The organism is Maribacter sp. MMG018 (genome assembly GCF_018100785.1).
GTDB lineage: Bacteria > Bacteroidota > Bacteroidia > Flavobacteriales > Flavobacteriaceae > Maribacter.
In genome coordinates this window covers 125,712-142,521 of the sequence record NZ_JAGJEC010000005.1, presented here as the reverse complement: position 1 = coordinate 142,521, position 16,810 = coordinate 125,712, and the positions used below count along the sequence as shown (strand labels likewise).

Sequence of the window (16,810 nt, the reverse complement as noted above, 5' to 3'; positions counted from 1 at the left end):
TTATTTTAAGCCAATAATTTTTCTATTTCATCACATATGTCCAGCGTAGCATTGGGCAGGGCCAATGCTTTTATATTCCGAGACATTTTGCCTTGTTCCTCTTTTGATTCCAGCAAGCGTACAAACTCTTTTTCGAAGCTTTGCTCCAAATCCTGTTCTTTGATCATAATAGCGGCTTCTTCCTTTACCAAGGCCATGGCGTTCATTGTTTGATGATCTTCAGCCACCCAGGGCGAAGGAATGAATATGGTAGGCTTACCTACCAAACAGAGTTCTGAAACCGCACTGGCCCCGGAACGTGAAATAATCACATCCGCCGCGGCATATGCCTTTGCCATATCGTTTAAAAAAGCGTGTACCTTTACAAATTCCGAATTACGTGTTTCGTACATTTCTATGTAACCTTTGCCACACTGCCAAATTATCTGCAAATCCAAATTGCTAAAGAACTCCAGTTCTTGTGCTATAAGCTCATTAATTCTTTTAGACCCCAAACTACCTCCCAACACCAAAAGGGTGGGCTTTTTTTCATTTAAATCAAAGAACTGTAAAGCTTCTTCCTTACCGACCTTTAGGTTTACCAAATCTGCACGAACGGGATTTCCCGTTTTAATAATCTTATCTTTTGGAAAAAACTTTTCCATGCCGTCATATGCCACACAAATTTTGGCAACTTTATTCTTTAGTAATTTATTTGTAATTCCGGCAAAAGAGTTTTGTTCCTGTAGCACGCAAGGTATGCCTCTACCAGAAGCGACCTTAAGCAAAGGTCCACTAGCGAAACCACCGGTACCGACCACTACATCTGGTTTGAACCTTGATACTATTTTGCTTGCTTTTACCAAACTACTTATCAATTTTATCGGAAACATTAAATTTTTAAGGGTCAGTTTCCTTTGTATCCCTGTAATCCACAATCCTTCAATCTCATACCCTGCCTGCGGCACTTTTTCCATTTCCATCCGATCCTTCGCCCCTACAAATAAAAACTCCGCATCAGGAAACCTTCTCTTCAATTCGTTCGCAATTGCAATTGCGGGGTATATATGACCTCCCGTACCACCTCCAGAAATGATAAACTTATAATTGCCCACTTAACACTTCTAAAGGATTACTTTCATCTATATCGTACTTTCCACCATTGTCTTGGGCCAAACTTTTATTGCTTGCGCTCAAAATAATACCAATGGCCAAACAGGTCATCCAGCTAGAGGTACCCCCACTACTGATCAATGGTAAATTTTGCCCCGTAACAGGAAAAAGCTCTACCGCAACCGCCATATTTATCAATGCCTGAAAAACAATCGGTAACCCAACGCCGAGCACCAACAACTTGCTGAATATAGTAGTAGCCCCATTTGCCACTACCAATATTCTGAACAACAAGAACAAATAGAAAAACATGAGGGCTCCCCCACCTATTAGACCATATTCTTCCACAATAATGGCATATATAAAATCGGATGAACTTTGTGGCAAAAAATTCTTTTGAACACTTTTACCCGCTCCTTTTCCCATTATCCCTCCGGTAGCAATAGCTATTTTTGCTCTTTCTATCTGATAATTCGCCTCGGTGTCCTCTGGATTCGTAAAACTTTCTATACGACTCATCCAAGTATCTACCCTGTTGGGAAACAAACCTGGAGCAGCTTTGGCCGTAAGGATGAACAAGGTTAAACACAACACCCCCGTACCCACGATAGCCAGCAAATACTTTATAGGGTACCCCCCTAAAAAACAAAGCACCAATACCATTGAGAATATAATACCCGCCGTTGAAAAGTTGGCCGGTAAGATCAACAACACCACTAAAAAAACCGGAAGCCATAAAGGCAAAGCACTTTCTTTAAAAGTAACCTTGACATCCCTGATCTTTGAGAGATACCTGGCCACATAGATCATTAAGACCACCGCCGCCAAATTAGAAGGCTGAAAACCAAAACCAACAAACGGGATACGGATCCACCTACTGGCATTTGTTCCTCCGCTAGACGAACCTTGTGCCAACACAAATATCAGCAATACCACAACTATTGGTAGGGCTATCAACGAAAGCCCCTTAAAAAAATGAGTTGGTATCTTATGTACGGCATAAATGATTCCAAAACCTAAAAACAACAACAAGGCATGTTTTACCAAATGCCCTACGGTAGTTCCATTACCAACCACATAGACCAGATTACTACTGGCACTATACACCGGTAAAAATGAGAACAAAGCCAATAGTGCCGCTATGGCCCATATAGCTTTATCCCCTTTTATATTTTGAAAAAATTTTACCACTTATAAATTCTTTACGTAATTTTTGAACTGATTACCGCGATCCTCATAATTCTCAAAAAGATCAAAACTTGCACAAGCGGGAGACAACAATACCGTATCTCCACGTTCCGCAACTTTATACGATACCTTGACAGCTTCTTCCATTGCATATGTTTCCACAACTAGGTCCACAACATTGCCAAAAGTCTCTTTAATCTTTTCGTTGTTCATACCAAGGCATATAATAGCCTTTACCTTTTCCCTTACCAAAGGCATCAACTCTTTATAGTCATTTCCCTTATCAACGCCACCCACTATCCAAACTACAGGTGTTTTTACACTATCAAGGGCATAATAAGTTGCGTTAACGTTTGTTGCCTTAGAATCGTTGATGTACTGAACATGGTGAATTTTCAATACCTTTTCCAAACGATGCGGAGCTCCTTGAAAATTTGAAATACACTCTCTTATGGTCTGTTTTCTAATACTGACCAATTTAGCCACCGTTGCGGATGCCATACTGTTTTTCAAATTGTGTTGCCCCTCAAGTGCCAATGTGTCTGTCGTCATTTTCATTGTATCTTCTTGTATTCTAATATTAATTTCCTTGTTTTTTATAAAAGCGCCTTCGCCCAAAACTTGGTTTAAGGAAAAAGGCAATAATTTTGATTTGATCGGGTGCTTTTTAAGCCAGTCCACCAATACCTCATCATCGGCATCATAGATAAAATAATCCTCCGCAGTCTGATTTGTTGCAATCAAGAATTTAGAAGCGATATAATTTTCGAACTTATAATCATACCTATCCAAATGATCTGGTGTTATATTGGTGACAATGGCTATATGCGGCTTAAAATCCTGTATACCATCCAACTGAAAACTGCTTATCTCCAGCACGTAATAATCATAATCCTCATCGGCCACCATCTTCGCATAGCTATCCCCAATGTTACCCGCCATACCAACATTTAATCCAGCACTCTTTAAAATATGGTAGGTCAACATTGTAGTGGTCGTTTTACCATTACTTCCGGTAATGCCGATAATTTTTGCATCGGTATATTTGGAGGCAAACTCTATTTCAGATATCACCGGAACCCTATTAGCTACCAGTTGTTTCACCAACGGAACGGAGTCTGGTATCCCTGGACTCTTCATGACCACATCTGCTTTCAGAATCTTTTCCTCTGTATGGATAGATTCTTCCCAATCAATTCCAAAATGTTCAAGAACGTCTTTATATTTCTTCTTTATTTTTCCTTTATCGGACACAAAAACATCGTACCCTTTCTTTAATCCTAAAATGGCCGTACCCACACCACTTTCTCCACCACCGAGCACCACTAAAAAAGCCATCTATCTTATTTTTAATGTCACTATCGTAACAATCGCCAACATAATACCTACAATCCAAAAACGGGTTACGATCTTGCTTTCATGATACCCTTTCTTCTGGTAATGATGATGCAAGGGCGACATCAAAAAAATACGTTTTCCCTCTCCAAACTTTTTCTTGGTGTACTTAAAATACCCTACCTGCAACATCACCGACAATGACTCTGCGAAAAAAATACCGCACAACAAGGGAATCAATAATTCTTTTCTAACAATAATGGCAATGACGGCTATTACCCCACCAATGGTCAAACTCCCCGTATCTCCCATAAAAACCTGGGCCGGAAATGTGTTGTACCACAAAAATCCTACAAGCGCACCCACAAAGGCCGTAATAAACACCAGTAACTCTCCTACCCTTGGTATGTACATAATATCCAAGTAGTCCGAAAAAATAACATTACCGGATACCAGGGCAAAAACCCCTAGCGTAAACACTATAATGGCCGATGTTCCAGATGCCAAACCATCTATACCATCGGTAAGATTGGCCCCGTTGGATACAGCGGTAACTATTAAAATGATTATCGGTATAAACACCAACCACGCATACTCTTTGGCACCTTCACCGGCCCATCCGATCAAACTTCCATAATCGAACTCGTTGTTTTTAAAGAAAGGCACGGTAGTCATGGTCGATTTTATCTCCATACCCCTTACTTCTTGCACCGTATATTGTTCGGTGATTATAGACTTATCGTGATCTCGCATTGTCACTTCTGGATGAAAGTACAATACCGCACCTACCAACAGCCCCAACACCACTTGACCTATAACCTTAAAGCGACCTTTAAGCCCTTCTTTGTTTTTTCTGAACACTTTTATATAATCGTCCACAAAGCCAATAACACCCATCCACAACATGGTGAAAATCAACAAAATGATATATATATTCTCTAACCTAGCAAACAACAGCACTGGGATCAATGTGGCCATAATTATAATAATGCCCCCCATGGTCGGAGTACCCGCTTTTTGTTTTTGACCATCCAACCCTAAATCGCGAATAGTCTCGCCCACCTGTTTCTTTTGAAGATAAAGTATGACCCTTTTTCCGTAGGCCGTTGCAATTATCAACGACAACAATATGGCCATACCTGCACGAAAAGTACTGAACTGGAACAAACTTGCCCCAGGCACTTGGTATTCTTTTTCTAAATATTCGAACAGGTAGGTTAACATATAATCTTTCTTATCTCAATTATTAAATGGTTCTTATTTTTCGAGCGTTACCAGTAATTCCTTTACAATTTCAAAATCATCAAAATGAATACGCTCGCCATTGGTCTCTTGATAGGTTTCGTGCCCTTTGCCGGCAATGAGTATAATATCGTTCACATCGGCCAATTGGCAGGCCGTTTTTATGGCCTGTTCCCTATTCTCGATAGACAGCACTTTCTTTACATTTTGTGGCTCTACACCTTTTTCCATTTCCGAAATAATCGTATCGGGCTTTTCAGTCCTCGGATTATCAGAAGTAAAAATGGCCTTATTGCTCATTTCAGATGCGATATTACCCATTACCGGACGCTTAGTTCTGTCTCTGTCGCCACCACACCCCACAACGGTGATGACGTTTTCATTTCCAGTTCTCAACATGTTGATTGTCTCAAGCACATTTTTTAAAGCATCCGGCGTATGGGCATAATCAACTATAGCCGTAATTCTATTTTTTGATACGTAGTATTGAAATCTTCCATCCACATTTTCCAGCTCGCTCATTAAACGAAGGACCTCAAATTTTTCTAGCCCCAACAAATCTGCAGCGGCATATATGGACAGCATATTGTAGGCATTAAAATGACCTATCAACTTACTCCACAGTTCGTTATCATCTATCTTCAACAATTGACCATCGAACTGGTTCTCTAATATTTGCGCCCTGTAATCCGCATAGTTTTTTAAGGCATAGGTGTATTTTTTTGCCTTGGTATTCTGCAACATCACCAAACCGTTCTTATCATCTATATTGGTCAATGCAAAAGCATCTTTAGACAGATTGTCAAAAAGGATTTTTTTGGTATCCCTATACTCGGCAAAACTTTTGTGGTAATCCAAATGGTCATGCGAGAGATTGGTAAAAATGGCGCCGGCAAAAACAAGCCCTTCGGTTCTTTTTTGATGTATACCATGAGAACTGACCTCCATAAAACAAAACTCCACGCCCGCCTCGCTCATTAAGCTCAAATACTTGTTTATGACCAATGCATCGGGGGTCGTATGTCTTGTACCGAACTCTTCGTCATCGACCATTATTTTTATAGTAGACAACAACCCTACCTTATACCCAGCCTTCTTAAACAACTGATACAATAGACTAGAAACGGTTGTCTTTCCATTGGTACCGGTGACCCCTACCAATTTTAAATTTTTAGAAGGTGTATCGTAATAGTTAGACGCCATAAGTGCCAAGGCCTGATGACTGTTCTCTACCTCTACATAGGTGACATTCTCTACCATAATTTTTGGCAGTTCTTCACAAATTATAGCTCTCGCCCCAGCCTCTACCACGGTGTCTATATATTTATGGCCATCTGTCAAAGTACCTTTTATAGCCACAAAGGCATCTCCTGATTTCACCTTGCGAGAATCGAAACAAACCGAAGCTATATCACAAGCAGTAGCTCCGCTAACCGCTGTAATACGTACACCATACAATATGTCTTTCAGTTGTTTCATATCAGTTCCAAGACAATTTTTTTCACTTTTTTGATATCCGTTCCCTTAGAAATAGATTGATGTTTCACTTTTCCGTTTCCCCTCACCTCTACCTCTATCCCCATATTTTCGAGTATGGCAACGGCATCCATACCGCTCATACCTTTTAAATTGGGAACTTCATTATATTTTTTCTCTACTTGTTTATAGTAGTCTTGATACGAATCCTCTGCACTGGCAATTAAGATATCATTGACATCTACCTCATCTGTCAATGGCGAAGTAGCATAAATTTTTTGGGCTACGGTCTTAAACACAGGTCCTGCCACATCCGCACCATAAATACCAACACTCTTATCAGGTCTATGAATCACCACTATGCAAGAATACTTAGGGTTATCTGCAGGAAAATACCCTGCGAACGAAGAGATATATTCATATTTACTTCGGTCTTTAGAGGTATAATTGGTTTGCGTTGTACCTGTTTTACCCGCCATGGAAAAGTTTTTGGAATACATACCATGACCTGTGGCATGTTTCTTTTCAATAACATCTTTCAAAATCTGCTGTACTTTTTTAACAGTACCCTTAGAGCAAATCGCAGGATTTATAACTTCTTTGTCAAACTTTTTAACGGTCTTGTCCCATTCCTTTACTTCCTTTATAAGCCTAGGCTTCACCATTTCACCATCATTTGCGATAGCATTATAAAAGGTCAACGTTTGCAATGGGGTCATAGAAACCTCATAGCCATATGCCATTTGAGCCAAAGAAAGACCCGACCACCCTTTATCCCCAGGATACCTTAACACAGGTTCCCCCTCTCCTTTTATAGGAAGGCCCAGTTTTTTGTGCACGTTCATGCTCATTAAGCGGTTTACGTACTTCTCAGGATTTTCTTTGTAGCCGTTGTGGATAATTTTTGCAAAAGCAGTATTTGAAGAAACCTCAAAAGCTTTGGCTACCGAAATTTTACCATATCCACCATGTTTAGAATCGCGCACATAATGGTTGTAAATTTTCCACCTACCTTTTTCGGTATCCACCACAGTACTGGTATCCACTACCTTATCTTCTAGGGCAGCCACCAAATTCACCAATTTAAAGGTAGAACCCGGTTCGTGAGATTCTCCAATGGCATAATTCAGACGCTCGTAATATTTGCCCTCAGATGTACGCCCTAAATTAGAAATAGCCTTTACCTCTCCCGACTTGGTCTCCATTACGATAACAGTACCATGATCCGCCTTATACTTCTCTAATTGTTTCAATAAAGCATGGTGCGCTATATCTTGTATATTGATATCTATGGTCGAATAGACATCATAACCATCTTTTGGTTCTACAATGTTATCGTAACCGATAGGCTTCCATTGGTTCTTTGCTATTTTTTGCTTTAACCGTTTTCCCTCTATACCACTTAGATACTCGCTAAACGCACCTTCCATTCCTACTCTAGTACGGTAGCCGTTTTCGTCTATACGCTCATAACCAACGCTACGCTCGGCTATCTTACCCAACGGATGCTCTCTTTTGGTTTTTTGCTCTATTACAATACCTCCCTTAAAAGGACCTTTATTAAAAAGAGGAAATTGCTTCACCGCCATGTAATCGGAATAATCAAGGTTTCTGGCAATAAGCGCATACCTATTTTTGTGCTCCCTGGCCTTTCTGAGTTTTTGTTGATAGTACGATGATTCTTTACCGAACAACTTGCCCAATGCATCGGACAACGGCTTCACATTCTCTTTAAAATCTTTTTCGCTTACCGTAACAGCATCAAAGTGGATGTTATATTTTGACACCGATGTCGCCAACAGACTGCCATCATCAGAATATAGGTTTCCCCGATTAGGGGCTATGGTAAACATCTTAGTGGTTCTAGTTTCTGCCAGTGCCATATACTTGTCGCCCTCCACTATTTGGATGGACACCAGCTTAAACAACACAATCCCGGCAAAGAGCACTAGCCCTCCTGCTACAATATACAATCTTGACAATATGCTTTTTTCTGTCGCTGGCATATATTACTTAGAAGCAGTTTGAGATTTAACTTTTATTTTTTTTGGCGGTGTCTCGGAAGGGTAAAGCCCTTTCTCCTCGACTGTTGCCGTTATGGTCGATTCCAATTTTAATTGTTGCAGATCCGAACGAACATCCACGAACTCACTTTTTAATTCCTTCACCTCTTCGTTCAATGCCGCGATCTTATGCACCTTTTTATCGGCACTATGAGAGCTACTGATCATGATGGCGGCCAAAAGCGAGGTGAAAATGATAAATCGCCAATTCTTTAATGAATCGCCATCTACCAAAAATTTACCTTTTAGAATATCAAGTATCCCTTTTTTAACCTTCATCATAATTACCTATAACCTTTGTGCAATTCTCAACTTAGCACTGCGAGCCCTATTATTGCTCGCAATTTCTTCTTTTGACGGAACGATCAACGCCCCTACTTTTTTTAAGGGAACATCTACATTTCCGTAAAAATCCTTTTCAGGCTCACCTTCAAACCTACCAGCCCTTATAAATCTTTTGACCAACCTATCTTCTAGCGAGTGATAACTTATTACACTAAGCCTACCACCTTTTTCCAAGAGAACGGGAACCTGTTCCAAAAACTCCTTTATCACCTCTATCTCCTGATTCACCTCAATTCGGATCGCCTGATAGATCTGCGCCAATATTTTATGTTTTTTATGCTCGGGCAAAAACCTTTTTAAAACCGACTTTAATTCTTCGGTAGTTTTTATCGGAACCTCTTCCCTACCCGCTATAATGGCATTGGCCATTGCATTCGCATTTCTTAGATCCCCATAGCTAAAAAGCACCTTTCTTAAGTCATCATAAGCATACGTATTAACCACATCATAGGCAGACAATTGGTTTCTTCTACTCATTCGCATGTCCAACTCGGCATCAAAACGAGTGGAAAACCCTCGTTCAGCCTCATCAAACTGATGCGACGAAACTCCAAAATCGGCCAAAATTCCATCTACCTTCCGAATGCCATAGAACTTTAAAAACTGGGTGATATACCTAAAATTCTCCCCTATCAAAACAAACCTTTCGTCATCGATACTATTGGCCTGCGCATCTTCATCCTGATCAAAAGCGAACAATTTTCCCTGGGGGCCCAATTTTTTCAATATCTCTCTAGAATGCCCTCCTCCTCCAAAAGTCACATCCACATACACACCATTCTCTTTGATCGCCAGCCCAGCTACCGACTCTTGCAACAAAACTGGATTATGATACATCTTCATCCGGTTTTTCAGCATATTTCACCTCATAGGCCAATTGCTCCCTTTCCTCTGGAGACGATTCAACATCACCCTCGTACGTTGCTTTGTCCCATATTTCCAAATGCCTATCCATAGGCGAAAGAGTAACCTCTTTTTTGATCCCCACCAATCCGATAATATCTTTAGGGATCAACAACCTTCCCGTAGCATCTATCTCCACATGCCTCAACCCAGAGGTAAACTTTCTTTTAAAAGCCCTATCTTTTCTACTATCCCCCAATCGCTCATTGAGTTTTTTCACCTCTGCCTCCCATTCGTGCTTTGGATACAGCTCCAAACATTCATCGTAATAAGACTTTTTTATAAAAAACCCATTATTGAGCATAGGCGCCATCTGATTACGAAGGGATACAGGTAACATTACCCGACCCTTGGCATCTGCCTTACAGTTATAAACACCTGAAAAATAGATTTCCAAAATCGATGGTCTTTCTTATACAACTCAAATATATAAATATTATTACCACATTTTACCACAAAACACCACTTTGTTAATAAAATAATGATTTTTTACCACTTTTTAACCCCAATTCTATCTACAAACATGAAAAACTGCGGTAATGGATTTTGCGAAAAACCCAGTTAAAAAAAAGTGAAATGAGCTCTTAAGAAACAGCATGGATATGCTCCTATTATATCGAATTGCCTATATTTGCTCAAATATCAGTACCCTATTAAATGGAGGAAGAAATAATTAAAGACGGGAAATTCAAGTATATTGAAAAAGGAGAGGGCACTCCAATTATTATCCTGCATGGCTTAATGGGCGGTCTTAGTAATTTTCAAGGAGTCTTGGACTATTTTCCAAAAAATGGCTATAAAGTTTTGATTCCGGAACTTCCGATTTATGACATGCCCTTGCTCAAGACAAATGTCAAAAATTTTGCTAAATACCTTAAAAAATTCATCGAACACAAAGGACTGAAAGATGTTATTCTTTTAGGAAATTCCTTAGGTGGACATATTGGATTATTACACACGAAATTATACCCAGAAATGGTGAAGGCCCTTGTTATTACAGGTAGCTCGGGGCTGTATGAAAGCGCCATGGGAGATGGCTACCCAAAACGTGGGGACTATGAGTTCATAAAGAAAAAAGCACAAGATGTTTTTTACGACCCCGAAGTGGCCACCAAAGAAATTGTGGACGAAGTTTTTGCGACGGTCAACGATAGGATAAAACTCGTTAAAACACTGGCGATCGCAAAAAGCGCCATTCGCCATAACATGAGTACCGACCTACCTACAATGAAGACGCCCACCTGCATTATTTGGGGAGAGGACGATACCGTTACACCACCTGATGTTGCCGAGCTCTTTCATGAGTTGTTACCGGATTCCGACCTTTTTTGGATCAAGAAATGTGGCCATGCACCAATGATGGAACACCCCGATGAGTTTAATGACATTTTAAGCGAATGGCTAAAGCAACGTAATTTCTAAATTAAACGGCATGAAGATCAAGTCCGCAGACTTTGTAATGAGCAATTCGGATGTGGCCAAATGCCCCAATGAGCCTATTCCGGAGTATGCGTTCATAGGCAGATCCAACGTAGGCAAATCTTCCTTGATCAATATGTTGACAGACCGTAAAAGTTTGGCCAAAACATCTGGGAGACCCGGAAAAACACAGCTCATCAACCATTTTAAGATTAATGGCAATTGGTTTTTGGTAGATTTGCCCGGCTATGGCTATGCAAAAGTTTCCAAAAAAGACAAAAAGACGTTTCAAAAATACATCACCAACTATTTCTTAGAAAGGCAGCAACTTGTATGCTCTTTTGTACTTGTGGATATTAGACACAACCCCCAACCGATAGACATGGAGTTTATGCAATGGATGGGAGAAAATGGAATCCCCTTTGCCATTATTTTCACAAAAGCGGACAAACTTAAGCCCCAAGCCATTAAAAGACAGGTAGACAACTACTTAAACCATTTATTGGAAGACATCTGGGAAGAAGCTCCCCAACACTTTGTAACATCTTCCAGTAAAAAAATAGGCAGAGAAGAGGTACTCGAATACATAGAGGCCATTAACGTAGAGTACTTCGAGGCCAACAAAAACAATATGGCATAATACCCCTCCGTAAAAAACCCTATTTTTTCAACTCTAGCTTCTCCGCAAAATAATCACAAAAATCTTTCATGGTTGCCGTCATCTTTTCGTCTTGCGTAGCTCTCATGAAGGTATCGGACATTGAAACCAATGTTTGGTGAAAAAAAGTTTTCATCTCATCTACGGGCATATCCTTTGTCCATAAATCGATTTTCAGCGACTCTTGATTTTTACTGTCCCAAACGGAAAGCAACATGGCTTTTGCCTCTTCGTTGTCTATACCACCGTCTTGCGCCGACCATGAAAGTTTTTCAGGTACGCGATTATCATCCAAACTCACCCTTAGGGTTATCTCAGAATTATGCAGATCTGCCATTTAGCTTCTTGGTTTATAATTAGATTTTTTAAACAATTCTTCCTCCGACATCGTCAACATTTGCTTCAGGCTTACGTCATTATTTTCCATAAAGGCCCTTACAATTTGCCAACCAATATACCTGCCCAACCAACCTGGAGATTCGTTATCCAGCTCCAGCCCAAACTTCGAAAATGGTGCAGGATCTAAAAAACGTTGGTTTAATTTGCTATTTGTACTATATAAATGCTCTTGCTCAATAAAATTTCTCCAAATAGGCTCCTCGTTCGCAATGGCCCAATCCATTTCATCGTCCGAATAGCCTATTTTAATATTATCGGGCGCATTGGGCATTAAACGATCTTTTATATACAGCTCTTTACCAAAGTAGATCATTCTTGCCAAAAAAGTTCTGTCCCGAGGTCTCGGAACTACCTTTTTCGCAAATGCACTCACTACGTCGCTGACCATAAACTTACGATCTAACAATTTGGCTATGTATCGCTGAATTCCTCCATAATATTTATGTTCGGAACCTAAATAATTGTCCAATCCTATAAATAGTAACGTGTCGGTAAGAATAATTCTATTATCATAATCAACATCATTGGTGACCGTTATGATTTTAGGCGTTTTTTGTTCTGGAAAGTAGTATTTAATGTACTTGAACAACATTTCAAGTGACTCCTCCTCGTCTTCAAAACTATTAAATGTCTTGCCTACTTCTTGAAACAGCTCTATTTGAAGAGAGTCGTTCATTTTTGCGACCCAAACACTGTCGGGAGCAGGAAAAAGGTAGGGATACTTTTTTCTTAATGCCGGCAAACCATCTTCGTTAGCTTCCGCAAATTCCCTGTCAAATCTTGAAATTTTCAGTTCCAAAGGAATTTTAGATACCTCTTCAGCTACCTTATCGCTGTCTTTACATCCAATAAAAATCGCTAAAACTGATAAAACAATAAAAATGGGTTTTCTCATACCAAGTATTTCCGAATTCATTTTATTTTTAAATAAGGACAACTTATTTTTAGGGCAAAGTTAATTGATTTAAACAAATAATTTGATACTTGTATGCAAACGGAAAAAGTAATCGACCATATTGTTGGATGGTTAAAGGACTATGCTGTTAACGCAAAACAAAAAGGTTTCGTAATCGGCGTGTCCGGTGGCATAGATTCTGCGGTCACTTCTACCCTATGCGCTAAAACAGGCCTAGACCTACTTTGTTTGGAGATGCCCATTCACCAAGCGGAAAATCAATCGGATCGTGCTTCTAGACATATAGACTGGCTACAGAAAAACTTTTCGAACGTTAAACGTCAACCGGTAAACCTTACACCTGTATTCGACAGCTTGGTGAATTCTTTTCCTACAGTAGAAAACGAAGAAGAAAGATTTATGTCATTGGCGAACACCAGAGCTAGGTTGCGCATGACCACTTTGTACTATTTCGCGGCCTTAAACCGCTATTTGGTTGCAGGTACCGGTAACAAGGTAGAAGATTTTGGTGTCGGTTTTTACACCAAATACGGAGATGGCGGAGTAGACCTTAGTCCCATTGCAGATTTAATGAAAACAGAGGTTTACGAAATCGCAAAGAAACTAGGGGTGAACGAAGAAATCATCAAAGCCGCGCCTACCGACGGCCTTTGGGGCGATGACAGAACCGATGAAGACCAAATTGGCGCTTCTTACCCCGAACTGGAATGGGCCATGGAGATGAAAGACCAAGGAAAAACAACAGATGATTTTACAGGAAGGGACAAAGAGGTATTTGATATCTTCACAAGATTCAATTCAATGAACCAACACAAAATGAATCCTATACCGGTTTGCATAGTTCCCGAAATGTTAAAACAACCACTCAACTAACAATCAGGTAACTAAATCGAATAAACAGATCAATTTTAACTCTTTTTAGAAAAAAAAATACATCTTTGACTTCTAATTTAGATTATTTAGTCCTACATTGCATGTACGTGTTTTCTACAGTATTGTAGACTTAAATATCTTGAAAATCAACATATAATGATAAAAGTTTTAATTGCGGACAACCATCCTATCATTCGAATGGGAGTTAGAAATGTGTTAGAATCCGCAACAGGTTTTGAGTTGGTAGATGATGTATCCACCACCGAAGAGCTTTTTAAAAAACTGGAAAAGATAACCCCCGATGTTGTAATGTTAGAAATGGATATTCCTGAAATAAACGGAATAGCCGCTCTACGAAAAATCAAAAAGGAATATCCTGATGTAAAGGTACTTATGTACAGTGGGCAATCTGAAGATGTTTATGCGCTAAGTGCTATTAGGGCAGGTGCATTTGGCTATCTGTCAAAATCATCTGATGTGGACTATATTATATCTGCAGTTACCAAAGTAAGTGAAGGCAGCATGTTCATTACCAATGAATTGGCACAAAGACTTGCTTTTGACGAAGGCACCAAAAAACCAAGAAGGTTCTTTAGAAAATTATCTACAAGAGAGGTAGAGGTATTAAAACTTCTTGCCAGCGGAAAAAGAAACAAGGAAGTTGCCTTAGGTCTTAACCTGAACGAAAAGACGGTAAGTACCTATAAGGCTCGTTTAATGAAAAAACTAAACGTTGACAACATGGTCGACCTTTTACAACAGGCAAAAGCACTGGAACTTTATTAGACCAACCTTCTTCTAAAAAACAAAAAAACCGCATTAAGCGGTTTTTTTTGTTTACTATCTTTTCTATTAAGACAAAACCCTGTTTAGTTTTTTGTTCAACAACTTGTTCAGCTGTAAGTAGTTCATTATTTCTTCCAATATATCACGGTTATCTTTATCTGTTTGGGTTGTTTCTTTCTGCAAACTCTCCATTCGTTTTTTTATCAAATAGCATCTCAAGGTCAAAATTGTTTCACTTACAAGTTGAGCAATACCTACTTCTTTCGGCTTCGGATAAATATCCTTCCTTTCCCAATTATGTAAGGCATACCGCTCTTCCTCCATTAAAATGGAAGACACCTCGTTTGCCATTTCTTGATCAAGCCCCGCTATAAAATTACTTACCGTAAACTCTTCGGCCTCATTGAGAGCCTCTATAAGCTTATAATAGACATTTCTGAAATTTTCATTTGCCAATTCTATCTCATCTTCCTGCAAATCAAGATATATTTTTTCATACACCTTAATTTCCAAAGACTCTGGCTCTAAAACCAATTCTCCCTTATCGTTTTCTTTAAGCACCAAATCCTCAAACTCTTCTTTCTGGTCCCCATAGAGCAACAGGCTTTCTATAATTTTTCGTTCCAGTTCAAACTGAACATCTACTTTTTTCTCTACCGGCTCGCTACGTACAACATCAAAAGCTTTTTGCTCTTGCTTTTCTTTTTTAACGGCATCGGCCGTACCCTTTTTATTTATTTGGGCCAAGGTGCTAAACAGAACGTTTTCAGAAACGTTCATTATCTGAGCACATTCCTGTATATAGATTTCTTTCTTGATACGATCCGGTATCTTAGAAATACTGTTTACTATATCTCTAACGGTATCGGCCCTTTTTATAGGATCATCAGAGGCTTCCTTAACCAACAACGATGCCTTGAACTGAATAAAATCCTTCGCATTGTTATTGAGGTATTCTTGCACCTCTTCCAAATCGTTGTTCTTTGCGAAACTATCAGGGTCTTCACCTTCTGGAAAAGTACAGACACGTACGTTCATGCCCTGTTCCAGAATTAAATCTATCCCCCTTAACGAAGCCCTTAGTCCGGCGGCATCGCCATCGAACAAAACCGTAATATTTTTGGTAAGCCTATTGATCAAACGAATTTGCTCTGGTGTCAATGCCGTTCCACTAGACGAAACAACATTATGTATACCTCTTTGATAAAATTGGATCACATCGGTATACCCTTCCACCAAGTAACAATTGTCCTCTTTTGCTATTGCCTGTTTGGCATAATAAATACCATATAACACTTTGCTCTTATGGTAAATATCACTTTCTGGGGAGTTTAAGTACTTGGCCGCTTTTTTATCATTGGTAAGAATTCGGCCCCCAAAGCCCAATACCCTTCCACTTAGCGAGTGTATCGGAAACATGACCCTCCCCTTAAACCTATCGAATTTTCTGGGGTTATTGGGATTATTTGTATCCTCTTTAACAATGGTAAGACCGGTTTTCTGTAAATAGTCCAGTTTATAACCATCGTCCAATGCCGTCGTTGTAAAACCATCCCATTGATCCAAACAATACCCTAGGCCAAATTTTTGTATGGTTTCCTCCGTAAAGCCCCGCTCTTTAAAATAACTTAGACCTATTGCTTTGCCCAGCTCCGATTCCCACAGTATTCTTTTAAAATATTTTTGGGCATACTCCGATACCAAGTACATGCTCTCGCGCTCGTTCGCCTGCTCTTTTTGCTCACTGGATTGCTCGGTTTCCTCTACTTCTATATTATATTTTTTTGCGAGGTATTTAATAGCCTCAGGATAAGTATAATGTTCGTGCTCCATTAAAAAAGCCACCACATTTCCCCCTTTACCACTACTAAAATCTTTCCATATCTGCTTTACGGGCGACACCATAAAGCTAGGTGTCCGCTCATCGCTAAAAGGGCTCAAACCCTTAAAATTAGACCCCGATTTCTTTAATTGTACAAAATCACCGATCACCTCTTCTAAACGGGCGGTTTCATATACTTTATCTATGGTGCTCTTTGCTATCATTTATCTTTTCCGAACAATAATCTACACGTATGAGAAGCCTCTAAAATTATTACTTTTGGAATAAATAAG

At 39.6% G+C, this 16,810-nt stretch carries 16 protein-coding genes; 4 read left to right on the top strand and 12 right to left on the bottom strand.

The window, feature by feature from the left end:
• Window positions 1-5 precede the first annotated feature (5 nt).
• Genes murG through J8L85_RS16560 form a run of 9 tightly spaced genes read right to left on the bottom strand, consistent with a single transcriptional unit; the run spans window position 6 to window position 10,041 of the window.
• Window positions 6-1,094 (bottom strand): undecaprenyldiphospho-muramoylpentapeptide beta-N-acetylglucosaminyltransferase, encoded by a 1,089-nt coding sequence (murG, locus tag J8L85_RS16600; RefSeq protein ID WP_211019170.1) that lies wholly within the window; start codon window positions 1,092-1,094, stop codon window positions 6-8.
• Window positions 1,081-2,283: an FtsW/RodA/SpoVE family cell cycle protein gene (locus J8L85_RS16595; RefSeq protein ID WP_211019168.1), complete on the bottom strand. Its 1,203-nt coding sequence runs from the start codon at window positions 2,281-2,283 to the stop codon at window positions 1,081-1,083. Before J8L85_RS16595 ends, murG begins: the two co-directional genes overlap by 14 nt.
• Window positions 2,284-3,618: a UDP-N-acetylmuramoyl-L-alanine--D-glutamate ligase gene (murD, locus tag J8L85_RS16590; protein ID WP_211019166.1), complete on the bottom strand. Its 1,335-nt coding sequence runs from the start codon at window positions 3,616-3,618 to the stop codon at window positions 2,284-2,286.
• A complete protein-coding gene (gene mraY / locus J8L85_RS16585; RefSeq protein WP_211019164.1) occupies window positions 3,619-4,839 on the bottom strand; it encodes a phospho-N-acetylmuramoyl-pentapeptide-transferase in 1,221 nt (406 codons plus the stop codon).
• 33 nt (window positions 4,840-4,872) lie between these two features.
• Window positions 4,873-6,336, bottom strand: a complete 1,464-nt coding sequence (locus tag J8L85_RS16580) for a UDP-N-acetylmuramoyl-L-alanyl-D-glutamate--2,6-diaminopimelate ligase (RefSeq protein ID WP_211019163.1) — start codon at window positions 6,334-6,336, stop codon at window positions 4,873-4,875.
• Entirely contained in the window at window positions 6,333-8,339 is a 2,007-nt protein-coding gene (locus tag J8L85_RS16575; protein ID WP_211019162.1) for a penicillin-binding protein, read from the bottom strand. Before J8L85_RS16575 ends, J8L85_RS16580 begins: the two co-directional genes overlap by 4 nt.
• A 3-nt stretch (window positions 8,340-8,342) precedes the next feature.
• On the bottom strand, window positions 8,343-8,678 hold the full coding sequence (locus tag J8L85_RS16570; RefSeq protein ID WP_232304902.1) for an FtsL-like putative cell division protein: 336 nt from the start codon (window positions 8,676-8,678) through the stop codon (window positions 8,343-8,345).
• A gap of 6 nt (window positions 8,679-8,684) precedes the next feature.
• On the bottom strand, window positions 8,685-9,578 hold the full coding sequence (gene rsmH, locus J8L85_RS16565) for a 16S rRNA (cytosine(1402)-N(4))-methyltransferase RsmH (protein WP_211019161.1): 894 nt from the start codon (window positions 9,576-9,578) through the stop codon (window positions 8,685-8,687).
• A complete protein-coding gene (locus J8L85_RS16560) occupies window positions 9,568-10,041 on the bottom strand; it encodes an MraZ family transcriptional regulator (protein ID WP_052958746.1) in 474 nt (157 codons plus the stop codon). Before J8L85_RS16560 ends, rsmH begins: the two co-directional genes overlap by 11 nt.
• Window positions 10,042-10,301: 260 nt before the next feature.
• Between J8L85_RS16560 and J8L85_RS16555 the strand changes: the two genes are divergently transcribed.
• A complete protein-coding gene (locus tag J8L85_RS16555) occupies window positions 10,302-11,066 on the top strand; it encodes an alpha/beta hydrolase (RefSeq protein WP_211019160.1) in 765 nt (254 codons plus the stop codon).
• 10 nt (window positions 11,067-11,076) lie between these two features.
• Window positions 11,077-11,703 (top strand): ribosome biogenesis GTP-binding protein YihA/YsxC, encoded by a 627-nt coding sequence (yihA, locus tag J8L85_RS16550; protein WP_211019159.1) that lies wholly within the window; start codon window positions 11,077-11,079, stop codon window positions 11,701-11,703.
• A 19-nt stretch (window positions 11,704-11,722) separates the two neighbouring features.
• On the opposite strand, the gene gldC is transcribed toward yihA, so the two are convergent.
• Together gldC and gldB are read right to left on the bottom strand one after the other, a co-directional pair.
• Window positions 11,723-12,058: a gliding motility protein GldC gene (gene gldC / locus J8L85_RS16545; RefSeq protein ID WP_211019158.1), complete on the bottom strand. Its 336-nt coding sequence runs from the start codon at window positions 12,056-12,058 to the stop codon at window positions 11,723-11,725.
• Window positions 12,059-13,036, bottom strand: a complete 978-nt coding sequence (gene gldB, locus J8L85_RS16540) for a gliding motility lipoprotein GldB (RefSeq protein WP_247656705.1) — start codon at window positions 13,034-13,036, stop codon at window positions 12,059-12,061.
• Window positions 13,037-13,108: 72 nt separating this feature from the next.
• Between gldB and nadE the strand changes: the two genes are divergently transcribed.
• Entirely contained in the window at window positions 13,109-13,909 is an 801-nt protein-coding gene (gene nadE, locus J8L85_RS16535) for an NAD(+) synthase (RefSeq protein ID WP_211019156.1), read from the top strand.
• Between the two features lie 156 nt (window positions 13,910-14,065).
• Window positions 14,066-14,695, top strand: coding sequence for a response regulator transcription factor (locus tag J8L85_RS16530; RefSeq protein WP_211019154.1), 630 nt, complete (start codon window positions 14,066-14,068; stop codon window positions 14,693-14,695).
• A gap of 66 nt (window positions 14,696-14,761) precedes the next feature.
• Here J8L85_RS16530 and dnaG read toward each other — a convergent pair whose 3' ends face one another.
• On the bottom strand, window positions 14,762-16,741 hold the full coding sequence (gene dnaG / locus J8L85_RS16525) for a DNA primase (RefSeq protein ID WP_211019152.1): 1,980 nt from the start codon (window positions 16,739-16,741) through the stop codon (window positions 14,762-14,764).
• Window positions 16,742-16,810 lie beyond the last annotated feature (69 nt).

Excerpts from the sequence above, each read along its gene's own strand:
- gldB (WP_247656705.1), bottom strand. The coding sequence starts at position 13,036 with ATGAATTCGGAAATACTTGGTATGAGAAAACCCATTTTTATTGTTTTA.
- J8L85_RS16570 (WP_232304902.1), bottom strand. The coding sequence starts at position 8,678 with ATGATGAAGGTTAAAAAAGGGATACTTGATATTCTAAAAGGTAAATTT.
- mraY (WP_211019164.1), bottom strand. The coding sequence starts at position 4,839 with ATGTTAACCTACCTGTTCGAATATTTAGAAAAAGAATACCAAGTGCCT.
- J8L85_RS16555 (WP_211019160.1), top strand. The coding sequence starts at position 10,302 with ATGGAGGAAGAAATAATTAAAGACGGGAAATTCAAGTATATTGAAAAA.
- J8L85_RS16530 (WP_211019154.1), top strand. The coding sequence starts at position 14,066 with ATGATAAAAGTTTTAATTGCGGACAACCATCCTATCATTCGAATGGGA.
- nadE (WP_211019156.1), top strand. The coding sequence starts at position 13,109 with ATGCAAACGGAAAAAGTAATCGACCATATTGTTGGATGGTTAAAGGAC.
- yihA (WP_211019159.1), top strand. The coding sequence starts at position 11,077 with ATGAAGATCAAGTCCGCAGACTTTGTAATGAGCAATTCGGATGTGGCC.
- J8L85_RS16575 (WP_211019162.1), bottom strand. The coding sequence starts at position 8,339 with ATGCCAGCGACAGAAAAAAGCATATTGTCAAGATTGTATATTGTAGCA.
- murD (WP_211019166.1), bottom strand. The coding sequence starts at position 3,618 with ATGGCTTTTTTAGTGGTGCTCGGTGGTGGAGAAAGTGGTGTGGGTACG.
- gldC (WP_211019158.1), bottom strand. The coding sequence starts at position 12,058 with ATGGCAGATCTGCATAATTCTGAGATAACCCTAAGGGTGAGTTTGGAT.
- J8L85_RS16580 (WP_211019163.1), bottom strand. The coding sequence starts at position 6,336 with ATGAAACAACTGAAAGACATATTGTATGGTGTACGTATTACAGCGGTT.
- rsmH (WP_211019161.1), bottom strand. The coding sequence starts at position 9,578 with ATGTATCATAATCCAGTTTTGTTGCAAGAGTCGGTAGCTGGGCTGGCG.
- dnaG (WP_211019152.1), bottom strand. The coding sequence starts at position 16,741 with ATGATAGCAAAGAGCACCATAGATAAAGTATATGAAACCGCCCGTTTA.